The organism is Streptosporangium sp. NBC_01639 (assembly GCF_045209755.1).
In the GTDB taxonomy this organism is placed as follows: domain Bacteria; phylum Actinomycetota; class Actinomycetes; order Streptosporangiales; family Streptosporangiaceae; genus Streptosporangium.
The window spans coordinates 8,827,912-8,853,215 of the sequence record NZ_CP109272.1 but is presented as its reverse complement, the minus strand read 5'-3'; the positions used below and the strand labels follow the sequence as shown (position 1 = coordinate 8,853,215).

At 68.9% G+C, this 25,304-nt stretch carries 29 protein-coding genes and 2 pseudogenes; 14 read left to right on the top strand and 17 right to left on the bottom strand.

The annotated features are described in order from the left end of the window. Window positions 1-101: 101 nt before the first annotated feature. The 3 genes from nadC to OHA77_RS40245 all read right to left on the bottom strand — a co-directional run bounded on the left by nadC (window position 102) and on the right by OHA77_RS40245 (window position 1,979). On the bottom strand, window positions 102-986 hold the full coding sequence (nadC, locus tag OHA77_RS40255) for a carboxylating nicotinate-nucleotide diphosphorylase (RefSeq protein WP_406314677.1): 885 nt from the start codon (window positions 984-986) through the stop codon (window positions 102-104). A 244-nt stretch (window positions 987-1,230) separates the two neighbouring features. Continuing rightward, on the bottom strand, window positions 1,231-1,398 hold the full coding sequence (locus tag OHA77_RS40250) for a hypothetical protein (protein ID WP_406314674.1): 168 nt from the start codon (window positions 1,396-1,398) through the stop codon (window positions 1,231-1,233). Continuing rightward, complete coding sequence (locus OHA77_RS40245) at window positions 1,395-1,979, bottom strand: carboxymuconolactone decarboxylase family protein (RefSeq protein ID WP_406314672.1); 585 nt, start codon at window positions 1,977-1,979, stop codon at window positions 1,395-1,397. Before OHA77_RS40245 ends, OHA77_RS40250 begins: the two co-directional genes overlap by 4 nt. Window positions 1,980-2,060: 81 nt before the next feature. On the opposite strand from OHA77_RS40245, the gene OHA77_RS40240 reads away from it, so the two are divergent. Beyond that, entirely contained in the window at window positions 2,061-2,414 is a 354-nt protein-coding gene (locus tag OHA77_RS40240; RefSeq protein ID WP_406314669.1) for a winged helix-turn-helix transcriptional regulator, read from the top strand. 64 nt (window positions 2,415-2,478) lie between these two features. Next, complete coding sequence (locus OHA77_RS40235; protein ID WP_406314666.1) at window positions 2,479-3,348, top strand: PhzF family phenazine biosynthesis protein; 870 nt, start codon at window positions 2,479-2,481, stop codon at window positions 3,346-3,348. A gap of 105 nt (window positions 3,349-3,453) precedes the next feature. Here OHA77_RS40235 and OHA77_RS40230 read toward each other — a convergent pair whose 3' ends face one another. The 4 genes and pseudogenes from OHA77_RS40230 to OHA77_RS40215 form a co-directional block, all read right to left on the bottom strand. Continuing rightward, window positions 3,454-3,852: an integrase core domain-containing protein gene (locus OHA77_RS40230; protein ID WP_406314664.1), complete on the bottom strand. Its 399-nt coding sequence runs from the start codon at window positions 3,850-3,852 to the stop codon at window positions 3,454-3,456. A gap of 85 nt (window positions 3,853-3,937) precedes the next feature. After that, window positions 3,938-5,227: an IS110 family transposase gene (locus tag OHA77_RS40225; protein ID WP_406314661.1), complete on the bottom strand. Its 1,290-nt coding sequence runs from the start codon at window positions 5,225-5,227 to the stop codon at window positions 3,938-3,940. 79 nt (window positions 5,228-5,306) lie between these two features. Next, a complete protein-coding gene (locus OHA77_RS40220) occupies window positions 5,307-5,771 on the bottom strand; it encodes an IS3 family transposase (protein WP_406314660.1) in 465 nt (154 codons plus the stop codon). 148 nt (window positions 5,772-5,919) lie between these two features. Beyond that, a pseudogene (locus OHA77_RS40215) lies at window positions 5,920-6,048 on the bottom strand (IS3 family transposase); the annotation flags it as partial. A gap of 165 nt (window positions 6,049-6,213) precedes the next feature. Between OHA77_RS40215 and OHA77_RS40210 the strand changes: the two are divergent. Next, window positions 6,214-6,654: a nuclear transport factor 2 family protein gene (locus tag OHA77_RS40210; RefSeq protein ID WP_406314659.1), complete on the top strand. Its 441-nt coding sequence runs from the start codon at window positions 6,214-6,216 to the stop codon at window positions 6,652-6,654. A 510-nt stretch (window positions 6,655-7,164) separates the two neighbouring features. After that, the gene (locus OHA77_RS40205; protein WP_406314658.1) at window positions 7,165-7,839 is read left to right on the top strand and encodes a tyrosine-type recombinase/integrase; all 675 of its coding nucleotides are present in this window, start codon (window positions 7,165-7,167) and stop codon (window positions 7,837-7,839) included. Here the strand turns inward: OHA77_RS40205 and OHA77_RS40200 are convergent. After that, the gene (locus OHA77_RS40200; RefSeq protein WP_406314656.1) at window positions 7,829-8,428 is read right to left on the bottom strand and encodes an IS3 family transposase; all 600 of its coding nucleotides are present in this window, start codon (window positions 8,426-8,428) and stop codon (window positions 7,829-7,831) included. The two genes, OHA77_RS40205 and OHA77_RS40200, sit on opposite strands and share 11 nt — an antisense overlap. A gap of 234 nt (window positions 8,429-8,662) precedes the next feature. Here OHA77_RS40200 and OHA77_RS40195 point away from each other — a divergent pair, with 234 nt between their 5' ends. Next, the gene (locus OHA77_RS40195; protein ID WP_406314654.1) at window positions 8,663-10,102 is read left to right on the top strand and encodes a DUF4158 domain-containing protein; all 1,440 of its coding nucleotides are present in this window, start codon (window positions 8,663-8,665) and stop codon (window positions 10,100-10,102) included. 479 nt (window positions 10,103-10,581) lie between these two features. On the opposite strand, the gene OHA77_RS40190 is transcribed toward OHA77_RS40195, so the two are convergent. Then, window positions 10,582-11,220: a TetR/AcrR family transcriptional regulator gene (locus tag OHA77_RS40190; RefSeq protein ID WP_406314652.1), complete on the bottom strand. Its 639-nt coding sequence runs from the start codon at window positions 11,218-11,220 to the stop codon at window positions 10,582-10,584. A 183-nt stretch (window positions 11,221-11,403) separates the two neighbouring features. Here OHA77_RS40190 and OHA77_RS40185 point away from each other — a divergent pair, with 183 nt between their 5' ends. From OHA77_RS40185 to OHA77_RS40160, 6 genes are all read left to right on the top strand, one after another. Beyond that, entirely contained in the window at window positions 11,404-12,255 is an 852-nt protein-coding gene (locus OHA77_RS40185; RefSeq protein WP_406314650.1) for an SDR family NAD(P)-dependent oxidoreductase, read from the top strand. A gap of 270 nt (window positions 12,256-12,525) precedes the next feature. Further along, window positions 12,526-12,879 carry a DoxX family protein gene (locus OHA77_RS40180; RefSeq protein WP_406314648.1) on the top strand — a complete coding sequence of 118 codons (354 nt, stop codon included), beginning with the start codon at window positions 12,526-12,528 and terminating at the stop codon, window positions 12,877-12,879. A gap of 671 nt (window positions 12,880-13,550) precedes the next feature. Next, complete coding sequence (locus OHA77_RS40175; protein WP_406314647.1) at window positions 13,551-13,757, top strand: hypothetical protein; 207 nt, start codon at window positions 13,551-13,553, stop codon at window positions 13,755-13,757. Window positions 13,758-13,838: 81 nt separating this feature from the next. Beyond that, entirely contained in the window at window positions 13,839-14,486 is a 648-nt protein-coding gene (locus OHA77_RS40170; protein WP_406314645.1) for a tyrosine-type recombinase/integrase, read from the top strand. A gap of 32 nt (window positions 14,487-14,518) precedes the next feature. Further along, window positions 14,519-15,001: a hypothetical protein gene (locus tag OHA77_RS40165; protein ID WP_406314643.1), complete on the top strand. Its 483-nt coding sequence runs from the start codon at window positions 14,519-14,521 to the stop codon at window positions 14,999-15,001. Window positions 15,002-15,131: 130 nt separating this feature from the next. Continuing rightward, window positions 15,132-15,467: a hypothetical protein gene (locus tag OHA77_RS40160; RefSeq protein WP_406314641.1), complete on the top strand. Its 336-nt coding sequence runs from the start codon at window positions 15,132-15,134 to the stop codon at window positions 15,465-15,467. A gap of 55 nt (window positions 15,468-15,522) precedes the next feature. Here the strand turns inward: OHA77_RS40160 and OHA77_RS40155 are convergent. Beyond that, window positions 15,523-16,162: pseudogene (locus OHA77_RS40155) on the bottom strand (IS3 family transposase); the annotation flags it as partial. A 1,441-nt stretch (window positions 16,163-17,603) separates the two neighbouring features. Here OHA77_RS40155 and OHA77_RS40150 point away from each other — a divergent pair. Then, window positions 17,604-17,744: a hypothetical protein gene (locus OHA77_RS40150; RefSeq protein ID WP_406314639.1), complete on the top strand. Its 141-nt coding sequence runs from the start codon at window positions 17,604-17,606 to the stop codon at window positions 17,742-17,744. A gap of 172 nt (window positions 17,745-17,916) precedes the next feature. Next, window positions 17,917-18,825 (top strand): hypothetical protein, encoded by a 909-nt coding sequence (locus tag OHA77_RS40145; protein ID WP_406314637.1) that lies wholly within the window; start codon window positions 17,917-17,919, stop codon window positions 18,823-18,825. A 16-nt stretch (window positions 18,826-18,841) separates the two neighbouring features. Here OHA77_RS40145 and OHA77_RS40140 read toward each other — a convergent pair whose 3' ends face one another. Further along, a complete protein-coding gene (locus OHA77_RS40140) occupies window positions 18,842-19,180 on the bottom strand; it encodes a hypothetical protein (protein WP_406314635.1) in 339 nt (112 codons plus the stop codon). A 115-nt stretch (window positions 19,181-19,295) separates the two neighbouring features. Here OHA77_RS40140 and OHA77_RS40135 point away from each other — a divergent pair, with 115 nt between their 5' ends. Further along, window positions 19,296-20,378: a transposase gene (locus OHA77_RS40135; protein ID WP_406314634.1), complete on the top strand. Its 1,083-nt coding sequence runs from the start codon at window positions 19,296-19,298 to the stop codon at window positions 20,376-20,378. Window positions 20,379-20,630: 252 nt separating this feature from the next. Here the strand turns inward: OHA77_RS40135 and OHA77_RS40130 are convergent, their stop codons facing one another. From OHA77_RS40130 to OHA77_RS40105, 6 genes are all read right to left on the bottom strand, one after another. Then, the gene (locus OHA77_RS40130; protein WP_406314632.1) at window positions 20,631-21,254 is read right to left on the bottom strand and encodes a PepSY domain-containing protein; all 624 of its coding nucleotides are present in this window, start codon (window positions 21,252-21,254) and stop codon (window positions 20,631-20,633) included. Further along, complete coding sequence (locus OHA77_RS40125) at window positions 21,190-21,675, bottom strand: PepSY-associated TM helix domain-containing protein (protein ID WP_406314630.1); 486 nt, start codon at window positions 21,673-21,675, stop codon at window positions 21,190-21,192. The genes OHA77_RS40130 and OHA77_RS40125 overlap by 65 nt, the downstream gene beginning before the upstream one ends. A 305-nt stretch (window positions 21,676-21,980) precedes the next feature. Beyond that, window positions 21,981-22,718, bottom strand: coding sequence for a copper resistance protein CopC (locus tag OHA77_RS40120; protein ID WP_406314628.1), 738 nt, complete (start codon window positions 22,716-22,718; stop codon window positions 21,981-21,983). Further along, window positions 22,715-23,947, bottom strand: coding sequence for a Dyp-type peroxidase (locus OHA77_RS40115; RefSeq protein WP_406314626.1), 1,233 nt, complete (start codon window positions 23,945-23,947; stop codon window positions 22,715-22,717). The genes OHA77_RS40120 and OHA77_RS40115 overlap by 4 nt, the downstream gene beginning before the upstream one ends. Further along, window positions 23,947-24,540: a copper chaperone PCu(A)C gene (locus tag OHA77_RS40110; protein ID WP_406314625.1), complete on the bottom strand. Its 594-nt coding sequence runs from the start codon at window positions 24,538-24,540 to the stop codon at window positions 23,947-23,949. Before OHA77_RS40110 ends, OHA77_RS40115 begins: the two co-directional genes overlap by 1 nt. Window positions 24,541-24,706: 166 nt before the next feature. Further along, window positions 24,707-25,270, bottom strand: a complete 564-nt coding sequence (locus OHA77_RS40105) for an MFS transporter (protein ID WP_406314624.1) — start codon at window positions 25,268-25,270, stop codon at window positions 24,707-24,709. Window positions 25,271-25,304: the final 34 nt, after the last annotated feature.

Sequence of the window (25,304 nt, the reverse complement as noted above, 5' to 3'; positions counted from 1 at the left end):
GCGAGGGGGGAACATGCCGGAGGCGGAAACGAAGGCCTCCCGGTCGACGGGGTCGGCCATGGCGGGCATTCCAGCCCGTCCACGCAGGAGGAGACACGGCCTCATCCGAACCTCGCCGGGTGTCGGCCACCCGCTGGTGCCGTCGGCGTCAGCAGCAGACTGAGGTCGAACGCCGGCGCGCTGTGGGTGATGGCACCGACGGATATCGCGTCGACTCCGGTCTCCGCGACGGCCCTGACCGTGTCCAGCGTGATGGATCCAGACGCCTCGAGTCGAGGTCCTTCAGACCCTCGCAGTGTCACGATGTACCGCATGTCTTCGATGGGCATGTTGTCCAGCATGATCCACTCGACCCCGGTGCGCAGCGCCTCAGCTGCCTGGGCCACCGACTCGACTTCGACTTCGACGGCGATGCCGGCGGCGTTGTGTGCGCGGATGGCTGCGACAGCGGCGCCGACCCCGCCCGCCACGGCGATGTGGTTCTCCTTGAGCAGCACCATTGCGGCCAGGTCGAGGCGGTGGTTGCTCGCCCCGGTGGTCGCGACCGCGTACTTGTCCAGGGCCCGAAGCCCGGGTGCCGTCTTACGGGTGTCCAGGATTCGCACCGACAGTCCGGCCACCGCGTCCACGAACGCCGCGGCGTGGGTAGCGATGCCCGACATGCGCTGCAGGAAGTTCAATGCGGTGCGCTCCCCGGTGATGATGGCGCGCGACGGTCCGGTCAGTTCCGCCAGGCTCTGTCCTGCCCGGACACGTTCTCCGTCCTTTACGCGCACACTCACCTCGACGTCGTGGCCGAGCTGTCGGTAGACCTCACCGAGAAGCGGGAGGCCGGCGACCACGCCGTCCTGTCGGGCCAGGATGCGCGCGTGCGCACGCGCGTCGGCGGGCACCGCCCAGAGTGTGGTGACGTCGTCGCCGGCGCAGTCCTCAGCCAGCGCGGTTCGCACCGCCGACTCTCGGACCTGCGTATCGATTTCATTCATCGGAAGCCTCCGGTAGGGAAAACGCGAAATTCGTGCATCCGGTGAAGTGGGTGCAGCTGCCCAGCTTGGGTCGCAGCCGCGCTCTCACAGTCGCAGCCTTCTAACGTGAGCGAGGGTTGCGGCACCGGCGAGCTCGACCCCCGCCGAACTCGGTGAGCAGGCCGGCGAGGGAATAGCCGACGCCGATGATGGAGACCACCGAGAGCAGGGCAATCGTGGCCGCCTGCGCCCCTCGGGAAGATGGTCACGGGCCACGCCCATCATCAGCGCCGTCGAGAGAGGCGTGGAACGTGGTCGCCACGCTGGTGATGAGCGGTGCCCCGAGGCTGGCGACTGCCGCCACGACCAGGGCGATGAACATTGGGGAGGGGCCCAGCAGCCGCGCCTCGGAGTGTTCCCGGGTAGTACTCATCGGCTGGTCCCGGTCGTGATGGGGAAGAAGTCGGCGAAGCGAGGCGCGCCGGGTTCGTGCGGCACGCGCGTGGCGCGCGCGGCGAAGCTGACGGCGTGGTACCACCCGCACAGCAGAAGCAGATCGAGCAGCTGGAGCTCGTCGAAGACCGACACGAGCTGTGTCCACAGCGCGTCATCGATGTCGGAACGCTCGTGCAGCGCGTCGACGGCGAGGATGAGCAGCCGTTCCCGCTCGGACGTCCAGCACTCGTCAGCGGGGCCGCCGTGCACTAGGGATGCCGCCTGCTCGCGGGTGAGCCCGACCCGTTCGGCGAACACCATCATGTGCACGCCCCACTCGTACTCGCAGCCGCACAGCGCGCACGTCCGGTCGATGGCGATCTCGCGCTCCCTCATGGTCAGGGTGAGCTGTCGGCCCAGCTCATAGCGCCCCCATCCGTGCATGGCGCCGGCCATCGGGAGGTTTCTGGCGAACATCCGGAACAGTCCGATCGGCGGCACGTCCCGGGGCATCATGCGCGCGAGCAGCGCGCCGGCCTGGTCGGCGTACGGCGGTTCCAACATGGCTATTCGCGACATCGGCGCTCCCGTTGAGGTTGTTTCGAAATTCGAAACACGCATGGATGCTAGTGTTTCGAATAACGAAACACAAGGAGGGCCATGCCGACACCGCGCCCAGGAACACCGGTTCGTGGATCGACGACCGGCCGTCCGATCATGGCCGCGATGGACCTCTTCGGTCGTCGGTGGGCGCTGCGCATTCTCTGGGAGCTGCGTGCGGGTCCGCTCGGCGCCCGCGCGCTGCTGGCACATTGCGAAGGAATGTCATCCAGCGTCCTCTACCAGCGGCTTCGCGAACTCACGGCAAGCGGGATCATCGTCCTCTCAGCCGACGGCTACGAGCTCACTCGCCTGGGGGCAGCACTCAGTCACGCCCTCCGACCGCTCGACGAATGGGCGATCACCTGGGCGCAGGCGCAAGAACAGAACGATCAGAATCCTGCGGAGGCATGAAGGTGGAGCCGGCGGTGGGCGGGAGAAGCGGACACCGGTCCGGCACAAGGATCACGGCACAACGATGAGTAGGCACGGTCTGCCCGTCACGATCGTCCGCGCCTGTCTGCGCGACGGCCACGGCGGCAGTCCCACCGCGGTGCTTGACGAGGCGCCGTTGAGTGACGATGAGCGCCGTCGTGTGCCGGCTGCGACGGGAACGTCGCACGCCGTCTTCGTGTCGGTGCACGACAGCCGACGGGCCGGTCCGGTCGTATCCCTCCGCTTCTTCACCGCCGAGGGAGAACTGCCTGCGTGCGGGCACGGGACGGTTGCCGCTCTGGCCTTCCTGGCCGAGCGCGCCGGGGGCCGGGAGTATCGAGCCACCATCCATGCGGCAGGGCGCGTCTTCCCTGGTTGGTCCGTACGAGAGAAGACGCATGTCAATGCCGCCTTCGACCCCGGTCCCGTAGACCTCCGCAGGCCCACAGCGACCGAGTGCGACCTTGTCCTGCCCGCACTCGGTGTCACCTCGGGCACACTCGCTCCCGGTACCCGCGTCGCCTCAGTGGGGCGGTCGCGGTTGCTGGTTCCCCTTACTACGCGGTCCGCTCTCACCACCCTCAGCCCGGACTACGAACGGCTCCGTGCCGCCTGCGACCGTCTCGGTTTCCTGGGCTGCTACGCCTACTCGGTGCCGACGCTCACCGGCCGCGTCGCGGCCCGCATGTTCGCCCCGTCGATCGGCGTCGCGGAAGACATCGCCAACGCCAACAGCACCGCTTGCCTCGCTGCGCACCTGGCCGGCCAGGGCATCAGCGACATCTCAGTCGACATGGGTGACTCCCTCGGCAGTCCCTCTACGATCACCGCCACCGCACAACCCGACGCGTCGGGGCTGCGGGTCCTCTTGGGCGGCGCCGCGGATGTCACACGCAGCATCCGCATGCCATAGCCAGCCCGAAGCTCATCAGCGGCCGGCACGTCAGACGATCTCCACCGTGGACTGGGATGCCCTGAACTTTCCGGACAGGTGGTGTATGGGTTGAGCCTATGCTGCTCAGGGGTGTGAGGGGTGTTCGTCGAGGACCTCGAAGAGCGGCCGGTAGCCCAGGGCTGAGTGCAGGCGCCGCCGGTTGTAGAAACCTTCGATGTAGCGGATGACCTGCTGCCGGGCCTTGGCGCGGGTGGTGAAGACGAACCGGTCCAGCCACTCGGTCTTGAGCGCGGCGAAGAACGACTCGGCCATCGCGTTGTCGTAGCAGACGCCGGCGCGGCCGACTGAGCGACGAATCTGCAGGTCGGTGCAGAAACGGCCGAAGGCGTCACTGGTGTAGTTCGAACCGCGGTCGGTGTGAAAGATCGCGCCCGGTTCGATCAGACCTGTCCCGAGCGCCTTGCGCAGGGCGTCTTTGACCAGATCGGTGCGATAGCGGTCGGCCATCGCCCAGCCCAGCACGGCCTTGCTGTGACAGTCGATGACGGTGGCCAGGTAAGCGAACCCCTCCTACGTGCGGATGTAGACACCTCACGCGGGTGAGGTGTCAAGCGGCGGCTGGTTGGGTCTTTTCTTTGGGGGTGGGCCAGGCGGTGGCCTCGTCGTAGAGCACACCGTGGTGCAGGCAGTGCCAGAGCTTGGCCAGCAGCTTGTTGGCCAGGTTACGCAGGGCGCCGTTGTGGGTATCTCCGGCGGCTCTGCGTTGGTCGTAGTGGGCGCGGGCCCCGGCCGATTTAGTGATCGCGGCGAAGGCCCACCAGTGGCAGGCATCGGCCAGGCGCTGGTTGCGGATATACCGGGCTGAGACGATCTTCATCTTGCCGGAGGCGCGGGTGATGGGAGCGGTGCCCGCGAAGCCGCGCAGTCCGGCGATGTCGGTGAATCGGCTGCGGTCATCACCAAGTTCGCCCAGGACTCTCGCACCGAGCACAGTGCCCAGGCCTGGCATGCTGGTGACGATCTGAGCCTGGTCGTGACGGGTGAACAGGCCGGTGAGCTGCTCTTGCAGCGCGTCGATGGCGCCGGTCATGGCGACGATGACGTCGATGAGGCCGGCAGTGGCAACTCCGAAGGCCTGCTCCACTTCGGCGGGTTGGCGCAGCTGCTCTTGGCGCAGTTGAGTCGACAGACGCTCCGGCAGTCCTGAATCGATACGCCGCCCGGCCCTGCGCAAAAGCGTCTCCAGCCGGCTGGGTGTCAACCTCGCCGCGGCTTGCGGCGTGGGCGCGGCCCCCAGCACCGTCAATGCCGCACGCTGGGTCAGGATCGGAAACGCCGCCAGCGCGGCCGGGTAGAACTCGCGCAGCAGCGAGCGCAGCCGGTTCACCGTCTGCTGCCGCGCCCAGATGGCTTCCTGATGCTGGCGAGCGATCGCCTTCACCCCTCGGGCGAGATTAGTGTCGGCGGGCAACGGCCGGTGCCGATGACGGTCGGTGCGCAAGATGTCGGCCAGGACCGTGGCGTCGCCAGGGTCGGACTTACCGCCGGCCTGCCCGTGCCGTTCCCGATACCGGGCCACCGCCCTGGGGTTGATCGCAAACAGGGTGAACCCGGCCGCCACTAGGGCCGCGACCAGCAGACCCTTGTCTGTTTCGATGGCGATCTCGATGGAGGTGGGCCCGTCAGGCCCAGCGTGCTCGGCGAGTAGTTCGGTCAGCCGCCGAAAGCCGGCCAGGTCGTCACCGATCCTGGCTCTGGACACGATCGCAGCGTCGGCGTTGATCAACGCGATGTCGTGGTGTCGCTCCGACCAGTCGATCCCGCAGGTGATGCGCAACAGGCCCTCCTCGAGTGATGTGACCGATGTTCGAGCACAGGGCCTGCGCAGCACCCTCATGGATAGCGCTCGCGGCGCGACACCTCACCAGCTGGCTGCAGACCCAGCAGCCGGCGGGGCCACCGTCTACATGAAGACTTCAAACAAAGTCGGTGATGTCTGAGTGGTCACCCGCCGACAGCTCGACCTGCACCCTGCCCGATCCTCTGTGGCTCTCCCATGAGGTGATGTCGCCGACCAGCTTGGCCCCGGGACGATCGGCGGTGAAGTCCCGGTCGATCAGGTCCGGGATGCCGCGGAAGTCGCCTGGCTCGGTCGTGGCCGGCCGGAACGCGCGGACCTGGACCGGTACCAGGCCGAGTTCGCGCATCAGCGCCCGGACCAGTTCCGGTGAGCAGTCCTCGCCCGTGCGGGTGAGCGCGGCATGCACCCGCCGATAGCCGTAGGTGTCGTGGCTGCCGGTGAAGATGCCGGCGATACGGGCCTTGAGCTGCTCGCGGCGTTGCGCGGTGGCCGAGGCCGGGCGGCTGCGCCACTCGTAAAAGCCCGAGCGGGAGATCTCCAGCCAAGCCGACCTCGATGCCCTGGCCGCTCGACTGAACAACCGCCCCCGCAAGTGCCTCGGCTACCGGACCCCGGCCCAATGCGTTGCCTTGACTCTTTGAATCTAAGGCCGCTTTTTTCAAGAACGCCAGCTTCTCGCGCAGGTCGGCGTTCTCCCGCTCCAGTTCGCGGATCCGGGCCCGCTCGGGCCCGGACAGCGGCTGTTCGGTCTCGGGGTGCAGGGCCTTGTGCATGTTGACCCAGCTGCCGAGCGTGGTGGGGTTCATCCCGAACTCGCGGGCGACCGAGGCGACCGCGCGCGGGCCGTCCAGCACCATGCGGACGGCTTCTTCCTTGAACTCCGGCGAGAACTGCCTGCGACGTCTCGTCACGTATCTACCTCTTCCAGACTCTCTGTTAGGTTATGTTCCCGACTGTCCGGAAGTCGTAGGGCACCTCACCCACTCAGGAGGCTGCCTCACCTAACGAAAGGCGCTTTGGCCGTGACGATTCAAGACAGCAAGATCGAAGCCATCGGCAGGTTCTTCACCGCGTACGCCGCCCACGACCTGGCCGGCATCCGCGAGGTGCTGGCCGATGACATCGAGTGGACGATCCCTGGACACCACCCCCTGTCGGGCGTCAAGCGCGGGGCGGAGGAGGTCGTGGCGTTCTTCACCGAACTGGGCAGGTCCGGCTTCCAGGCCGACCCGTTGTTCCTGGAGGCCAACGAGGAGTACGTCGTGGACATCCACCGTGGCTGGACGACCGAGGGCATCGGCAAGGTCGACACCCTATGGGCACTGGTGTGGCACTTCAACGCCGGTGGCAAGGTCGACCGGGTGGTCAATCTCTCCGCCGACCAGCACCAGATGGACGCCTTCATCTGGGACAACTACTCTCTGGCCCCGCTCCCCGCCCGCCTGGTCGCTTCGGCGGAGTAAGCGGCGCGTACGCGAGCCACGGGAACGCGTCGGTCACAGCACCGGCACTATTGCCCGCCCGGTCGGCGCGGTCCCACGGCCACTGGACGTCGATCACTCGGCAGTGCCACATAGACGATCAGCCATGCGATGGCGGTCCCTGCTCGGACGCTCTACAGCCCGGCGTCGGGCGCCGCTCCCGGGCAAAAGCCTCACAGGTGGGCGAGGGGGACGTCCGACTGCTCCTCGGGGGATGAAATGGACGCGTTCGGGGTCTCGGCACTACCCGGCCGTGGGCGAGTAGCCGACGTCGGCGTGCTCGCTAAGCTCGGCGGCCAGCACGCCCTGCGTATGCACAAGATCGGCGGGTGCGTGCGAACGGTCCGCCTGCTCATGTACGTGATAATGGCTTATTATCACGTACATGTGCGATCATGACGGCGCGGCGACCAGGAGAACCCCTCGCCGGGGCGGTGCGCGACTCCGGCGCGTTATCCGGTACATCGCCACCGACGTCGCGCGGCGGCCGGCATGAGTGCCGCGCCGAAGGTCGCCGCCTTGCGCGGCGGGCATGTCACTCTCGCCGCGGCCGCCGACGCCTTCCTGGCCACGGCGCGCACGGCCAATCCCAACACTCACCGCGCCTACGCCTCCGCGATCGACCGGCTCGGCCGCGACCGGCCGCTGGCCGAGGTCACCGACGCCGAGATCGGCACCGTGCTCGCTGATCTGTGGGGGACGAGCGCGCCGGCGACCTGGAACCGCAACCGCGCCGCGATCGCCTCGTGGCTGGTCTGGTGCCAGGCCAAGAAGCACTGGGCCGCCCCGTCGCTCCCGGCCGACGTCGAACGCCGCAAGGAGAGCGCCGACGAGACCCGCGCCGTGGCCAAAACCACGATCCACCGGCTGCTGTCGCGCCGTGACATCCCGCTGCGGGAGAAGACGCTGTGGCGGATGCTCTATGAAACGGCGGCCAGAGCGGCCGAGATCCTGGCGCTCAACGTCGAGGATCTCGACCTGGAGCACCGCCGCGCCCCCGTCCGCTCCAAGGGCGGCGCCGTCGAATGGGTGTACTGGGACAGCGGTACTGCCCACCTGCTGCCCCGCCTGCTCCGGCTTCCCGACGGCAGCTCACGTACCCGCGGCCCGCTGTTCCTGTCTGAACGGCTGAACCGCCCCGGTTTCGATGGAGACCTCAGGGGTTGATTCCAACGGTCTCGCTGGGCTGGTGTTGAGCGTAGTAGAGGGCTTCGTACTCCTCCGGCGGGACATTGCCGATCGAGGAGTGTAGGCGGGTCGTGTTGAACCACTCGACCCACTCGGCGGTGGCCAGTTCCACCTCGGCCAGGGTGCGCCAAGGGCCGCGGGATTTGATCAATTCGGTCTTGTACAAGCCGATCTGTGATTCCATCAGCGCGTTGTCCAGCGCGTCCCCGACCGTCCCGATGGATGCGTCGATGCCCGCGGTCATCAGGTGAGCGGTGAAACGGAAACAGGTGTATTGGCTGCCGGCGTCCGAATGATGGATCAGGCCCGCCCCGGTGGGGCGTCCGGCGCGGTCGCGCCGCCACAACGCCATGTCCAAGGCGTCCAGCACCAGGCCGGCGCGCTTGGACAGGGAGGCCGACCAGCCGACGATCGCGCGGGAGTAGACGTCGATGACGAAGGCGACGTAGACGATCCCGCACCAGGCGTGAACGTAGGTGAAGTCGGCAACCCAGACCGTATTCGGCCGGGGTGCGGTGAAGTCCCGCTTGACCAGGTCACTCGCCCGCTGATGGCCGGGATCGGCCATAGTGGTGCGGATCTTCTTGGGGTCCTGGTCATATCCGGCCGGGAATTCCCGCTAAGCCTCCGAGCATCGGCAAACGGGGCCATGGAGAGTATCGAGATCACGACAGGAGAGCGCCGAGCGAGCTTGGCTCGATTTGGGCGTACCGACTGATAGTGATCTAGGATGCGCGTAGTGTGACGGCTTGTGGCACAGGAGTATTTGTCCGTCGCACAGGTTGACCGGTATGGCCGGTTCGTGGCGGACCCGACGCCGGAAGAGCTGGAGAAGTTCTTCTTCCTGGACGCCGCCGCGCTGAAGGAAGCGCGGGACAAACGGCGCTTGCACAATCGCCTGGGCTGGTCCATCCAGTGGGGCACGGTGCGCATGCTCGGCACGTTCCTGACCGACTCCGGGCCGGCGGACGTGCCGCAGGTGGTGGTCGAGTACGTGGCCGAGCAACTGGGGATCGCCGACGTCTCGGTGGCGAAGTTGTACGGCGACCGCCCGCAGACACCGTACGAGCACGCCGGAAAGATTCGGACCATGCTGGGCTATCGCGAGTTCTCGGCCGCCGAGGGGGAGGTGGCGACGTTCATCGCCTCCCGGGTGCGTAAGAGCCGGGACTCGCGCCGGGAGCTGTTCGATCGGGCGGTGCTGTGGCTGATCACCAACCGGGTGCTGCTGCCTGGGATCACCACCTTGTCCCGGCTGGTCACCGAGGTGCGCCGGGCTGAGCTGGAGGCGATCAACCGCAGCCTGGCCGAGGCCGCGCCGCCACCGATGCGGGGCGAGCTGGTGGCGACTCTGCAGGTGCCGGACGGCAAGAAAGTCTCCACCCTGGAGTGGATGCGCACGGCGGTGACCCGGCTGTCGGGCACCGGGATGGAACAGGCGCTGGATCGCGCCTCGTACGTGCTGGGGCTGGGCACCGGGGCGGTGGACTGCACCGCGGTGGCGCCGGTGAAGCTGGCCGAGCTGGCCCGCTTCGGGATGACGGCCAAGGCGTTCCGGATCGAACAGCTGGAGAAGGACCGCCGCCTGGCCACCCTGCTGGCCACGGTGCGGCAGTTGGAGGGCACCGCGGTCGATGACGCGCTGCTGCTGTTCGACCTGCTGATGTCGACGGTGCTGCTGGCCCGGGCCGGCCGGGCAGCCGACAAGGAGAAGCTGCGTAACCTGCCCCGGCTGCGGGTGGCGGCCTCCAGGCTGGCAACGGCGTGGACGATCCTGCTGGAGACACCACCGTCCGGCCCGGCCGAGGAAGGCGACGGCCCCGAGGACGACCGGCCGGACGGCGAGCAGCACGTGCTCACCGTGCCGGAGATGCTCGACCACATCGAGCAGGTGGTCTCCCGCCAGCAGCTGGCGGGAGCGGTGGAGACGGTGCTGGAGCTGCTGCCGCTGCCCAGCACCGAAGACGACGGCGACCTGGAATGGCGAGTGGAACTCCTCGACCGCTTCGGCACCGTCCGGCCGTTCGTCGACATGCTGGCCTCGGTGATCCCGTGGGGATGCACCGCGGCGGGCTCACCGATCCTGGCCGCGCTGCACGCGCTGCCCCGCCTGATGGCCGCGCGCAAGCCGGGCGGGCGTGGGTCTCCTGCGGTGCCTGACGTTCGGCGGCCAGCAGCGCGGCCAGGCACTGGTCCCGGCCACCGGCCAGGCCCTGGTGCGCGGGCCAGGTCGGTGAAGTAGCGGGCCCGGCGTTCAGTGGTGGGTAGGCCGGCCGGGCGGATACGGCGGGCCGCGGTGAGGGCGGCGCCGACGTCGCCGGCGGCGTACTTGGCGGAGATGCGGTGCAGTTGCACGGTGGCGGGGGTGAAGCCGCCGCCGTGATCGCGCAGCAGCACCGGGCCCGCGGTGAGGCGGGCCACTCGCTGCAGTGAGAGAGGGATGCCCGCTCCTCCCCATGCCCCGGATGGCTGCCAGGATCGGCGACTCGCGTGCGGTTCGGTCAAGGGTGGGGCTTGCGCCATCGCGCAGCGACGCCGAAGGCGCCCTTGACGGGTCCGTACGCGAGTCGCATTATCGGGCAGCCGGGGCGGGTGAGCATCGACCCAGTGCCGTAGGCGGCATCACCGTAAACTTCGCCCTGCTCGGTGGAGAGAGGATGTCGGCCAGATGGCTACGGAGGATCCCGGCCATCTACCGCCGGACCTTACGCCCATGAGCGCTCACTGCTGATGATCGTGTTCAGTGATCGCTGCCTCGACCAGGACGCGCGCGGCCCACGTAATGGCCTCCTCCTCGGCCTGCGGGTCGAGGCCGAGGACGTCGCGCAGGGTGATCTGCGCCTCCCAGCCGCCCACCACCGTCAGGGCCGAGATCAGGCGCCGGAAGGACTCCTCGCTCAGGGTGCCTCGGAGCGGTTCGCAGGCCCGCTCCAGCCATATCACCCGGCGAGGGCTCCGGCGCGGGACGTCCGGCTCTTGAGCGTCGTTCACCGGCGGATCGACGGTCAGGCGGATCAACCGGCGGCCCAGGGGAAGCGATTGCGAGGAATGCTGCAGCATCGCCCGGATCAGGGCGACCACCCGGGCCGCGGGGTCGTCGGCGAGCGCGGGGTCGGCCAGTACCTCCTCGATGGGGGGCTCGTTGAACGCACCCAGGGTCGCATCGATCAGCAGGTGATCGAGGGTGGGGAAGTAGGTGTAGATCGTGCGACGGGACACGTCGGCGTCGGCCGCGATCTCGTCGATGGACGGCGTCGCTCCGTCGGCGCTGAGCCGGATCGCGGCATCGACGATCGCTTTGCGGGTGCGGCGGCGTTGCGCTTCGCGTCCGCCGCGGCGGACTGGATCGTCACTGGTCATCGTGCCCTGTCAATCCTTGGGTCGGTCGGGGCTGTTCGAGGCTGGTTTGACTGTCGTTCACGCCGTGAGTATACCTTGATGCAGTTATTGCACATGAGTGCAGAGAATGCACTAAAGTGCGATTCATGACGGCGTCGAAGGTCGCACGCCGCCACGCATCCCCGGAAGGGACGGAATGTCATCATGAGCAAGGTTTGGTTCGTCACCGGTTCCTCGCGCGGCCTGGGCCGCAACTTCGTCGAGGCCGCGCTGTCCCGCGGCGACAAAGTGGCCGCCACCGCACGAAGCGTGGCAAGCCTTGACGACCTGGTCGCCGCGTACGGCGAGGCGGTGCTCCCGCTTGCGATGGACGTGACCGACAAGGCCGCCGTCGCCGAGACCGTGAAGCGGGCCGCCGAGCACTTCGGCCGTCTGGACGTCATCGTGAACAACGCCGGCTACGCCCAGGTCGGCGCGGTCGAGGAGCTGACCGAGCGGGAGCTGCGCGACCAGCTGGAAACCAATCTGTTCGGTGCGGTGTGGGTGATCCAGGCCGCGCTGCCCTACCTGCGCGAGCAACGCTCGGGGCACATCATCCAGCTGTCCTCGGCGGCCGGGGTCATCGCCATGCCGCTCGGCGGCGCCTACCACGCCTCCAAGTGGGCCCTGGAGGGCTTGAACGAGGCCCTCGCCGGCGAGGTCGCCGACTTCGGCGTCAAGGTGACCATCATCGAGCCCGGCGGCTTCGCCACCCGCTCCGGCAGCAACCCCGATCCCCTCAACAACGGCCACATGACCCAGCCCGACCCAGCCTACGGCGCTCTGCGCGCACGCCTGGGCGCGGTCGCCGGCAAGCAGCCCGCCGGCGATCCGGCCGCCGCGGCCCAGGCGCTACTTCAGCTGGCCGACGCCGACAACCCGCCCCTACGGGTGCTGTTCGGCCAGGGCTTCTACCCGATGATTCAGCAGGTCTACGCCGACCGGCTCAAGACCTGGGCCGACTGGCAGGACCTGTCGGCGCAGGCTCACGGCAACCTCGACCAAGCAGATCGCTGAACGTCGATCCGAGCCGTTCGAGCTGACGGCCACCGAGGGCTCCGATCCGATCCTGAGGTTCGCGATGATCGGCCCAACGGCCCGACCGGGACCTTCACCGACCGTCTTGGCCCAGTCGCCTGGTAACCGCCGCGCAACCACCCCTCGGGCCTTTGCCCGCGACCCCCGCAAGGGCCCGAGGTGACATCTGTGGCACCGCGTCAGTTCCTTTTGTCGGACCAGTAACCCCGGGTCTCAAGGCCCGAAATAACCGACCACCATGGAGGACCCATGTTCGCCGCTTACGCGACGATCACCATCTTCGCCTCGCTGCTGTTCGGTAGCGCGGCCATCGTCTATCTGATCGGGCACGATTTCCCGAAGGCCCAGCTAGACATGAAGGGCCTGCCGCGATCGTGGGGACCCGTCCTGGGCACGATGCTGGCGCTGGGCGCGTTGGGATTGCTGGGCGGATTCGTCATCCCCATGCTGGGGACGCTGGCGGCCTACAGCCTCGTCCTGTACTTCGCTGGCGCGCTCATGGCGCACCTGCGAGTGGGGTCTCGCAAGCTGGGAAACTGGGCCTTCTTCTTCGCCACCGCGGTAGCCGCGCTGGGCGCGAGCCTGCTCTACCACTGGTGGTGACCCCTGACGACAGGGAGTGAGACGTCGCGACCGCCCGACACCGCGCCCCACCAACACCGACCACCCCCTCAGGCCCCGCCAAGGCGGGACCAGCCTGAAGCGATCGCCGCGGCGATCGCCACCTGGCTGGACCAGCAGAACCTCCGATAGCCCGCCCCATCAGGAACCCGTTCGAGCCAGCGGAGAATCGAGACGCGCAAGGAGCCGTTCCCTGAAAGGGCTGGACTGAAGCCGCCGGGATCCCGTCTGATCATCGCGATCGGGCGGGATCCCGGCGTTCAGGGGATTCACCAGTGCCCAGGACGACTTCGACCGCCGGGCTCAATCGGCCGCCGACAAGAACGAGGCTCGGGAGGAGGATCAGCAAGACGACGACTGAACGTCCGCCGCGCACCGTAGCCGATGTGACAGGGAAGAGCCCATTCCCTGTCACATGTAAGATCCTTGCCCCGTTCTGGCCAGCGGTGCCGCCTCGCGCCTCTAGGGTCGAAGGCAACATGTTCCCTGTCACATAGGAGCCTGCCGGTGGTCCCCGAACCCGCGCCAAGCCTTACCCCGACCGGCAGCGCGCCGCAGGCGCACTCGCGGCCTTTCGGCGAGATCGCCGCGGCGATGAACGCGCTCATGGACACCCCGCCCATCCTCCGCGACGCCAAAGGCCACCGAACCCCGTGACCACGGCCAAGGTCCTGCCACTCACCGGCGGCCCGACGCTGACCGACGCCGCCACCGCGTTCCTGAACCGCCGGGACCTGGACGCCGACACCCTGCGCTCCTACCGCCAGACACTGGCCCGCCTGCGCACCGTGCTCGGCGACGGCATCCTGCTGACCGACCTGACGGCCGAGCGGACGGCAGCGGTGTTCACCACGGCGTGAGGGAACGCGGCTGCCCGCACCTGGAACCGCCACCGCTCCGCGCTGCGCTCCTTCACCACCTGGGCCGCCGCGCGCTGGAGCATGACCGACCTGGCCGCGCTGGTCGAGCGGCGCCGGGAGAACCGCGACACCACGAAAGTCATCGACCGGCACCTGATCGAGGCCCTGTGGCAGCGCCGCGACCTGCCACTGCGGGACAAGACGCTCTTCCGGCTGCTGTACGAGAGCGCGGCCCGTTCCGCCGAGGTTCTCGGCCTCGACGTCGGCGACCTCGTGCCGGAGGCCAAACGCGGCCGCGTACGCCGCAAGGGCGGCGCCATCGACTGGATCCTGTGGCAATCCGGCACCGCCCGGCTGCTGCCCCGCCTGCTCGCCGACCGCACCCGCGGCCCGGTCTTCCTCACCGACCGACGCCCAGGCCCTGCCCGCACCCCCGCCGCCGCCGACCTGTGCCCGGTCACCGGCTGCGCCCGGCTGTCCTACGAACGCGCCGAATACCTCTTCAAGCAGGCCACCATCAGCCTGGACCCGACCGGCGCCGGATACACCCTCCACCAACTACGCCACTCCCGGCTAACCCACCTGGGCGAGGACGGCTGGTCGGCTTCCATGCTCATGACCCTGTCCGGCCACCGGAACCTGCATACCCTCGGCATCTACGTCCAGCCCAGCGCCGAAGCCGTCGCCGCCGCACTGGCCGAGCACGACCCCGGCCGCCGACGACACTGACCACGACCTCACACCGCCAGCAGGGTGATCGCATGCCTCGTGACCGAAGCCCCATTCGCGTCCAGCGGGTGTCCCGCCTGCGCTGGTGGTGGAACCGCATCACCACGCCACACGCCCCGCTGCGCTTCGTCTACCACCCGCCCGCACTTCCGGCCGGCCTGCGCGAAATCTACATCTACGATCCCGGCGACTACGACATCGCCCGCCTCGTCTGGCAGGTCTGCGACGCCTGCCGCTACGGCAGCATCAACAAGATCTCCATCGACCAAGAATGGCAACGCCAAGGACTCGGCCGCCGCCTGATCCACCGCGCCCTGCGCGACGGCCCCGCGTACGCCTGGGTCACCTCAGGACAGTCCCCGGAAGCCAAGAAGTTCTTCCCGATCATGAGCGCCGAGACGGGAGCGGCGTTCACCGCGCACGGCCCATCATGTCCCCACACCAAGCTCGACCGGAAAAGCCTCGCCGCCGAACGCATTCCGCCACCGCGTGCGGTGATCGAACACGACATCTGACAACGCCACGCCATGGACAACGCTGATCACGACTCCTCCTCCTCCCCCGGCCGGTGCCGAGGCGGCCGCGCCTGACTACACCGTTCCTCAACGCCAGGACGGCTGGCCCAACTGGCTCGGCCGCCGCCCGATGCGCAGCTCTGACCGAGCGAAAATCCGTGAGGCGCTCGAGACCGGGCTACCCGACGGACCACTCACCGTTCCGGGCCCTTTCCTGTGCTACCTCACTATCGACGGCCTGGACCGCGAAACCGACCAGCGCAAGCTCATCCGGCTCCGGGGCCGGATCCATGCCGCGGCCCGGGTCGCCGCCGAGGGATGCCGGACCACCTACTACGCCACCGACTCAGCCCTCACCATCGGCATCCAGGGCCCCGACGCACAGGAACGCGTCAACCAACTGCGCAACGCGCTGTCCAAGCTCATCGCCAAACATGGCTGGACTACCAGGGATGAGCCCCGCTGACCAGCACCTCATCGCTTAGCGGGAATTTCCGGCCGGATATGACCAGGACCCCTTCTTGCCCCTGGCGGGTTCCTTGCAGGCCCAGGGCGCGCATCCGCCGCTCCACCGTGCACCGGGCCACCTGGTGGCCACCTGGTGGCCCTCGCGCAGCAGCTGCCGCCAGACCTTCCGAGCGCCGTAGACGCCGTAGTTGGCGGCGTGGATCCGCCTGATGTGGCCGTCCAGCCCGGCATCGCGGACCGCGCGGGCCGAAGGCGGCCGACTCTTGGCGGCGTAGTAGGTACTGGGAGAGACGGCAAGGCCGTGCTCGGTCAGCACCCGGCAGATCGGCTCGACACCGAACACCTCACGGTGTTCGTCGATGAAGGTCACGAGTGCGTGTGCGGCCGGTCGAGCTCGGCCGCGAAGAAAGCCGAAGCGGCCTTGAGGATCTCGTTGGCCCGGCGCAGTTCGGTGTTCTCCCGCCGCAGTCGCTTCAGCTCGGCCGATTCATCGCTGGTGGTGCCCGGGCGGATGCCGTCGTCGATCTGGGATTGACGGACCCACTTGCGTAGCGTCTCAGCGGTACCGATGCCGAGCTTGGCGGCGACCGCGTTGATCGCGGCCCACTCGGTCGGGTAATCCGGGCGGACCTGTTCGACCATCCGCACCGCGCGCTTACGCAGCTCCGCCGGATAAGGGGACTTGGCTGCCATGACTCGATCCTCTCAAGAGATCAAGCCTCCACCGAACCCGGAGCGATTCACCTCGAGGTCACGGTCCGGGAGAATTTGCCCCCAGCCCAACGGCTCGCCGTCGAACGGTTCGCCATCATCGGCGAACGCGCCGGTGAAGGCCAGCGACTCTGCCCCGAGTTGGACAGCACACCATGAGCTGGCACGGCCAGCGCTCTGATGTCCTCTCGCGTCGCTGATGCGCCGGGACCGGCATACGTACCGTCGGCTCGCGGCACGCGCAGCGCCGACGCCGTAGGGGTCACAGGAGACATCCTGTCAGCCTGGCGGTCCGTCGAGAAGACCGGAGCGGATCATGTGTTCAGTCGCTTCAGCAGGGTTGGCCGATGGCGAGTCTCATGTTTGAGGGTACGTGGGGGCGACTCGCGGCGTTCAAACCGAACCGGGGGACAGGCCACGTAGGGTGGCCGTTCCACGGTTCGTCATGGCTGATTCTGCTGGTCCTGGAGGAGCGCGCAGACCGCCACCTTGGTTGTCCTCCAGCAGGTACGGCCGATGACCGGGGCGGGGGAGCGGAGCCTTTGGCGAGGATCCGTGTGGCCGAGTCGACATCGCCAACGATCCCTGTGCTCTTGCTGCGGAGCGGAAGAGCGTCACCGGGTCCATCCGGGTGTAATCAAGGTTAGATTATTAATCTACATTGTAAAGGTGTTCGGTTGAATTCAAGATCATTTACAAACCAAATACAGAGGGGGCAGACAAAATAAGCGTCAAAGGGGCACGGCGCAGGCCAGAGGTCCTGTGAGCGTCTGAAGGACGACCCGCATGGGCTGGCCAAGGGCGCCGAAAACCCGCCATGAGGTGCTGCTGACCGGCAGCCAGCCACGGGCGCCGGCGGCAGAGGACCGTCTTACCGGATCCGGCGGCGGGGTCGCGGCCGGCCACGTGGTCGGCGACGGCGTCGACACCGGGGCGGGCGTAGCGCTTCAGGGAGCGGACGGAGGCGTACCGGGAGCGGGCGAGCAGGGTCGGGGTGTTGGTGCCATCCTCGGCCTCGTGGGTCAGTGCGCTGTGGCGCAGCTGATGCAGCGACCATCCGCTGTGCTGCTCCAACTCGGCCGCATCCGTAATGCCGGGGTGGGCCAGCGGGCGGGTGGCATGTTCGAACAGTTCCGCGGCGCGCCGGTAGGAGGGGTGCCACCGGAATACGGCAGAAACAGGCCACGGTCTTGATCATTGGTCGTTAGAATCCTGGGGTTCGCGCTGGTTGGTGGCAGTTTCCGGGGGTTCGGGTGGCATCGATCGACTGGACGGCGTACCCGAGGTTCACGCGTGCGGTGTCGGCGCGGGAGCTGGCGGAGGTGTTCACTCCGTCGGCTGATGAGGCGGTGTGGTCGGCCTGCCGGAGGGCGTGGTGTTGGCCGAGGCCGCGGAGCGGTCGGCCACGCGGCACCGGAGTTACGTGCGCACTCGTGTGGGTGTGGCCTACGACGCGGCCGGGGTGCGGGCAGTGGCGGCCAAGGCGATCCGTAAGGCGGCGCAGGCGAAGGACAACCCGGCTGACTTGATCAACGTGGCGTTGGATGAGCTGGTCCGCGCGTAGTGCGAGCTGCCCGGTTACACGACGCTGGACGAGCTGACAAAGAAGATCCGCACCAAGGTGAACCGCGGGTTCTTCTCGCTGGTATCCGGCCGGGTCGACGCGGCCGGCCGGGCGAGGCTGGGCCGGCTGCTGGTGGTCGATCCGGTCATCCGGCGCAGCGAGGTACGACGGGTTGAAGGATGTGGCGCAGGCTGCGTCGCTGGGCAAGTTCAAGGGCCGTCTGGCGTTCCTGCGGGACCTGGACGCGCTCGGGGCGACCGAGGTCTGGCTGGAGGGGGTCCCGCCCGGGAAGGTCGCGCATTTCGCGGGTGAGGCGCGGGTGACCGATGTCGCGGATCTGCGCAAGGTGGCCGATGAGGACAAGCGCCTCACGCTGATCGTCAGTCTGCTGCATACGGTGCGGACCGGGGTGCGCGACGACGTGGTGACGATGTTCTGCAAGCGGATCGCGGCGATCCACAAGAAGGGCCGCGACCAGCTGGAGGCGCTGCGGGAGATTCATCGGGCCGAATCCGAGCGGCTCCTGGGCGTGTTCGGTGATGTCCTGGACGGTGTCCGGGAAGCCGTCGCGCCCGCCCAGGAGCCGCTCGGTGACCCGGCCATGGATGTTCGGCAAGGAGGCCGGGCCACGGAGGCGGTGGCTGAGCGGGCCGGGCGGCTGGTGTTGAAGGCTCTGGAGCAGGCGGGCGGTCTGGAGGCGCTGGCGGCCGCGCATGAGGCGGTGTCGGCGCATCACGGCAATAACTACCTGCCGCTGCTGGAGGCGCACTACCGTTCACACCGCTCGGCAGTCGATCGAGTTGGAGTCGACCAACGCCGATCGCAGCGTCTTGGACGCGGTGAAGTACCTGCAAGCCCAGCGCAACGCCCGCGCCGCGTTGGTCCCCGACCGGATCACGGTGGAACGGGAAGGCTCGGACGGCGCCGCGCAGACGGTGACGTTGTCGGTGCAGGTGGAGGCGTTCGCTTCGGCGATGTGGCGGAAGATCTTGAGGGACCCGGCCCGGCCGGGGATGGTGGTGCGCCGCCACCTGGAGGTGTGCGTGTTCTCCTACCTCGCCGCGGAGCTGCGGTCGGGTGACATCGCGGTGGCCGGGTCAGATTCCTACGCCAACCTGCAGGACCAGCTGATGACCTGGCAGGAGTGCGCGCCGCTGGTGGAGGAGTTCTGCGCCGAGGCCGGCCTCCCGACGGAGGCAGCCGAGCTGACCGGCCACTACAAGAGGCTCCTGGCCGAGACCGCCGCCGGGGTGGACGCCGACTACCCGGGCAATACCGATCTCGTTCTGGAGGGCGGGCGCCCCGTCCTGCGCCGCCGGAAAGGTGCCGAGCGGAGCAAGGAGGCGCTCAAGCTGGAAGAGGCTGTGCATGACCGGCTTCCGCAGCGGGACCTGCTGGACATCCTCACCCGCACCGCCTACCAGCTGGGCTGGCACCACCACTTCGGGCCCGCGTCCGGTTCCGACCCGAAGATCTCCGAAGCGCTCGGCCGGTACGTGCTGACGGTGTTCACCCGGCACCCTGCTCGGCCCGGCTCAGGTTGCCGCGCACATGCGCGGCAAGGTCAGCGCCGCCGAACTCGCCCGGGGCGCGAACCAGCACGCCACCAGCGAGAAGGTCGCCAAAGCGTCCACCACGGTGATCAACGCGTTCAACCAGCTCGACATCACCTCGGTGTGGGGCGACGGCACGACGGTGGCCGCCGACGGTTCGCAGGTCGAGACGTGGGAGAACAACCTGCTCGCCGAGTCCCACATCCGCTACGGCGGCTACGGCGGCCTGGCCTACCGGCACGTCTCCAACACCTACGTCGCCTTGTTCTCCCACTTCATCCCGTGCGGGGTGTGGGAGGCGGTCTACATCATCGAGGGTCTGCTGAAGAACGCCTCGGAGATCCAGCCCGACACCATCCACGCCGACACCCAAGGCCAGTCGCTGCCCGTCTTCGGGCTCGCCGCCCTCCTGGGATTCGACCTGCTGCCGCGCATCCGCAACTGGCACGACCTGATCTTCTACCGGCCCAGCCCGGAGGCCACCTACCAGCACATCGACTCGCTGTTCGGCGACGAGGCGATCGACTGGCAGCTGATCGAGACCCACTGGAGCGACCTGCTGCGCACCGCGATCTCCATCCGGCAGAACCGGATCTCCTCGGTCACCCTGCTGCGGCGCTTGGGCAACCATTCGCGCAAGAACCGCCTTTACCGGGCCTTCCGCGAACTCGGTCGCGCGGTACGCACGATCACGCTGCTGCGTTATCTGTCCGATCCGGACCTGCGCGAGCAGATCACCCAGGTCACCAACCGCAACGAGGCCTTCCACGGCTTCGCCGACTGGCTCATGTTCGGCGGCAAGCTCATCGGCCACAACGACCCCGACCACCAAGAGAAGATCATCAAGTTCAATGAGCTGCTGGCCAACTGCGTGATCTACTCCACCGCCTGCGACATCACCGATGCCGCCAACGCCATCGCCGCCGAAGGCCGCCCCGTCGACCCCGACGACCTGGCCACCATCTCGCCCTACATCACCCACGTCATCCGCCGGTTCGGCAACTGGATCCTCAACCTCACCCCGCCGGCCGCTCCCACCACGCACCTCGATCTGGAATCCCGTGTTCTCTTCGCCCCATGATGGCCGTCGCTCGGGTCCGTTCCACTGGCCGTAAAGCGGAGCGTTTGCGCAGATCGGCACCGTCTGGAGGGTCTTCGGGCATAGCTCGGAGGGTGGGCCGCTAACCTGCATATCCGTCGTTTCCTGCGTCGTTATTGTTAGGGCCCCTTTTCCCTTCCCGCCCGCCTCGAACGTTTCGAGGCGGGAAGTCAAGGCCGGTGAGTGATCCGTTACCTCACCGGTGACGCCGCAGGCCAGCGAGGTGGTGTCGGCTCAGCCCACCAGGGCGTTCAGCTTCGGAATGCGGCGTACCACCAGCCAGTCCAGGACCAGCACCGCGGCCATGGTGATCCCGGCCAGCGGGAACAGCACGCCCAGCACGGCCATCACCGCCAGCACCCTGTAGGTGGTGCGCCGGTCGGTGCTCCTGGCCGGTGCGGCGAGACGGCCGCGCGGGCGGCGCTTCCACCACATCCACGCCCCGGAGACGACCAGGGTGATCATCGCCAGGCAGGTGCCCAGCATGACCAGCAGGTTCACCGTGCCGTAGCGGCGCCCCTCGTGCAGCGCGATGCCCTGCTCCACGGCCTTGGCCAGCACCCCGTACTCCTCCCAGCCGTAGTCGACCAGGACCGTGCCGCTGTACTGGTCGACCAGCACGGTGCGGCCCAGCGCCGGGTCCTCGGCGTCGGTGGCGACCACGGTGTAGACCCCCTTGGGGCCCGTAGGCGGCAGCACGCTCAGTTCGCACCCGGGCGGGGTGCAGCCGCCGGCTGCCGGGGCGGCGGCTGCCAGCGCCCGCTCGGCGGTGATCGATCCGGGGTATGGCCAGTCACCTCCGGTCGCGCCGCCGCCGTGGCCCTCGTGCCCGCCGCCCGGTGTCTCGGTGGCGGGCACCGGCAGTTGTTCGGCGGCCCACGGCACCGCGGCGTCGCCGGCGCCGGGCCGGGCCGCGCCACCACAGGTACACGCCGGTGGCCACCAGGATCAGCGCCCAGCAGGCGGCGGTCTCCACGATCCTGTCGCCGGCGACACCGGTCATCAGCTCGCCGTGGATGGTGCGCACGATCCGCATGAACGTGGTCGAGTCGTCGATTTGGCCGAGCACCTCACCCGTGCCGGGATGGACGTACACCGAGATCCCCGGCGCGAAGGGGTCGGACGGGTCGCCGGCGGCCGTGACGATGCGGGTCGTGCGGTCGGGCGCCTGCGGGGGGATGACGCTGTCCAAGGTCGAGCCGGGGCGGGCGGCCAGGGCGGCGTGGATCTGGCTGCTCAGCGGCAGTGCGGAGGCGACAGGGGAGGACAGGGTGCGCACATCGGCGTAGCGCCAGTTTTCGAGCGGGTGAGTCCGGCGATGGTGTCGCAGGCGGAATCGTTGAGGTCATGGGAATGGCTCCGTTTCACGCGGTACGGGGGTACACAGCGCGGCGGCGAAAGAATCACCGCACGGCGGGTGCGCGGGCATGGCTTGCGGCACGGGCGGCGCCGAGCCGCCCGTGAGCGCACGGGAACCGAACTGGCCAAAGGCCCTTGGACGAAGAGCGTTCGCGCGTAAGGCGGTGATCGGGCACACCCGCCCGGCGGCGCGAGCGCCGATGACAGGCCCGGCGCAGACGGCTCCTATGAAGTGGGCGGGCCCGGGTCCGCCTCGGGGTCGATGGGGTCGGTGGGGTTCTGGTGTCTTCGCCGTCCGCCGCGGCTGCTGATCCATACCGCGGCCGCTATTGCGACCAGGACAGCGGCGGCCCACAGCCAGCCTGGGATGCCGGCGGATCCTGCCTCCGGGCCGCTGCCTGCCACTGGTGTGGCCGTGGCCGACGGGGCGCTGGAGGCTGCGGCTGTGCCTGCAGCGGTTGGGGAAGCGGCCGGAGACGACGTAGCCGCCGGGGAGTGGAGCGGGGCAGGCGTGTTCGAGGCGGTGACGGTGAAAGGGATCTCCCCTTCGATGGGGTGACCGTCAGAAGACACCACCCGCCAGCCGATCACGTACCGGCCCGGCCCCAGCGGCTCGGTGACATCGACGAGCACTTTGGGCCCCTGCAGGCGCGGCTTGCCGATCGCGGCCGCACCACCAGGGCCGCGCAGCACCACGGCCGGGAAGCGAACGTGGCTGGTGTACTCCAGCACGATGCGCTCGATGCCGGAGACCTCGGCGTCCGGCTTGGGGGAACTGCTCTTGAGCCGGTCGTGCGCGGCGGCCGGGGAGGCCGTCAGGCCCAGGAACAGCCCGCAGCCGGCCAGCACCGCCAGCACGGTGGCGATCCGGCGCCACCATGTCGGCCGATGTGACCGCACCCGGCGCAGGCGCAGCTGGGCGCGAGTAGCGGCCGAGTGAGGAGTGATCGGGAACGGGCTCATGTCAGCAGGCCCTCTCCGATCCAGCCGCCGGGTCCGCAGCCCGGCGGGACGGCGAAGACGGCCGAGCCGATCGGCGTGGTCCACTCATTCAGCAGGTCGACCTCGGCCAGCCGTTTTTGCACCGGTAGGAACTGGCGGGTGATGTCGGCCTGGTAGGAGGAGAACAGCAGCCCGGAGTCGGCGTGCCCGTTGGAGGTCAGGCCCTCGTCGTAGTTGTAGACGCGGCGAAACATCCGCAGGGCCGGGTCTTCAGTGTGCGCGCGGCGAATGTGGGCGTACTCGGAGATGACCGTCAGCCCGGCGTCGTTGAGCTTGGTGAAATCGGGTTCGTCGTGCTCGCGGGTGCCGGTCAGCGGGGCGCCGGTGTCCAGGCGGCGGCCGACGGTGAACTCCTTGGCGACCCGGTCGGCGGCGTCCCAGGTCTCCATCTCGGCCCGGATGCGCCGCAGTACCAAGGTGGTGCCGCCGTGCAGCCAGTCCGGCCCTTCGCCCACCCACACCGCGCGGTCGAAGTCGGGTGTGCCGGGGATGGGATTGACGGTGCCGTCCAGCTGGCCCATGACGTTGCGCTGGGTCTGCCCGAAGGCCTGCACCCCGACGGCGCGGCGGAACCCGCGCTGCGTCCAGTGCACCCGGGCGAAGGCACGGGCGTCTTTGACGATCACGCGCAGCGCGTGCGCGACGGTCAGCGGGTCATCGGCGCAGATCTGCACCAGCAGGTCGCCGCCGCTCCACCGCTCCTGCAGCTTGTCGATGGAGAAGCCGGGCAGCTGCTCGATCTGCCCCGGGCGCCGGTCCGCTGCGCCGGCTGCGGTGAACAGGCCGGGCCCGAACCCGAAGGTGACGGTCAGCCGGGCGGCCAGCACCGCCAGCTCCGGCTCGGTGTCGGCCAGCGCCGGACGGCCCTCGCTCAGCCGACGGGCGTCGTCGGTCAGCAGGCGCATCATCCGGCCGATCGCCTCCTGATCGACGCCTTTGCGCAGGTCCAGTCCGATGAAAACGGCATGCGCCTGGGGAGTGGTGGCGATCCCGGCCTGATGCGGCCCGTGGAACGGCTCGATCGCGGTCCCGGACGCCGCGGCCGGGGTCGCGGCGTCCGCTGGCGCGGGAGCGGCCAAGGCGCGCGCGGCCAGGGCGCCGGTCACGGCGGCGCCGGCAGACAGCAGACCGCGCCGGGTGAGCCCGGCCCGGGCCGGGCGGCGGCCCGGGCCGGTGACCGGTTCGGACATCAGCTGTTGTCCTTGTCGTCCGAGCCGCCCATGTCCATGCCGCCCTCACCGCCGGGCTGATAATCCTCCTTGCCGCCGGCGAATTCCTTGCCGATCGCAGTGAACTCCAGGGTGCCGCCGTCGGCCAGTGTCAGGGTGAACGGGATCTCCGCGCCCGGCTCCACCTTCTTGGTGACGCCCATCAGCATGATGTGGTCACCGCCGGGGGCGAGCTCGTGGGTGCCGCGGGCGGGGATCACGAAACCGCCCTCCTTGGGGCGCATGACCATCTTGCCGCCGGATTCGACGACCTCGTGCAGCTCGATCTTCGGCGACAGCGGGGAGGCGCCGGACACCACGCTCACCTCGGTGTCGGTGTTGTTGACCAGGGTGCCGAAGGCCGCGGTCATGCCTTCGCCGGTGGCCTTGACCCAGGGGTCGGTAATCGTCAGCGTGGGCGCGGGAGATGCGGTCGGCGCGGCAGCGCTCGACGAGGGCGCCAAAGGCGCGGAGGGCGCGGCGGAGGTGGTGTCCTCGGCTGCGCAGCCGCTCACCAGCACGGCCGCCAGGGCCAGAGCCGGAAGGACGTGGGAACGCGAAGGGGGGGAGAACATGGCGGAAGAAGGCCTTTCATGGCAGGCCTCGGCAGCCGGAAGGCTCCGGTCGTGCCGACGGCGGATCACGCAGGTTCACTCGGTGCGGCCGCGTGGACATCGCGGCCGCCGGTCCCGGGGCCGATGGCACCAGGCATGAAGATGTCCTCCGGCACCGCCGCTGCGGTCAGCCGGAGAGGAGGGGAACCTGCGCGTGCGGCGGGCCGCGCCGGGGCGCGGCGGACGCCAGCAGCGCTGAGCGCAACCGGCCCGGTTCGGGCGCCGCCACGGCGGCGACCGGCTTGTGCACCGGCTGCAGGTAGGCCACCAGTACGAGGCGCAACCGCACCGCCAGCCGTCGCAGCAGCCCCCATAATGCGGCCTCGCCCCGGTCCAGCCACAGCGCGGTCAGCCCGGCTGCCCAGGCATGCGCGACCAGCATGCCCACACTCGGCGCCAGCCCCGACGTGTGCGCGTGACCTATGGCGTCGTGGACCGCGGGAGCGTGACTGAGGGAAAACAGCACGTGCAGCGCCGCCTGCAGCCCCACCAGCAACGGGAAGATCACCGCCAGCGGGCGCTCGCGCCCCGAGGCCGCCGCCGCGGCGCCGAACGCCAACAGCAGGCCACCCGCCGCCACCGGCGCCGAGACCGACCCACCGCCCAGCCGGTGCGCTACCACGCTCAGCCCCAGGCACACCACGGCGAACACCGCGGCGCGGGCGAGACGGAACGGCAGGGAGGCGGTCATGATGCGGCCATCATCCCACCTCACCCCATCGGCC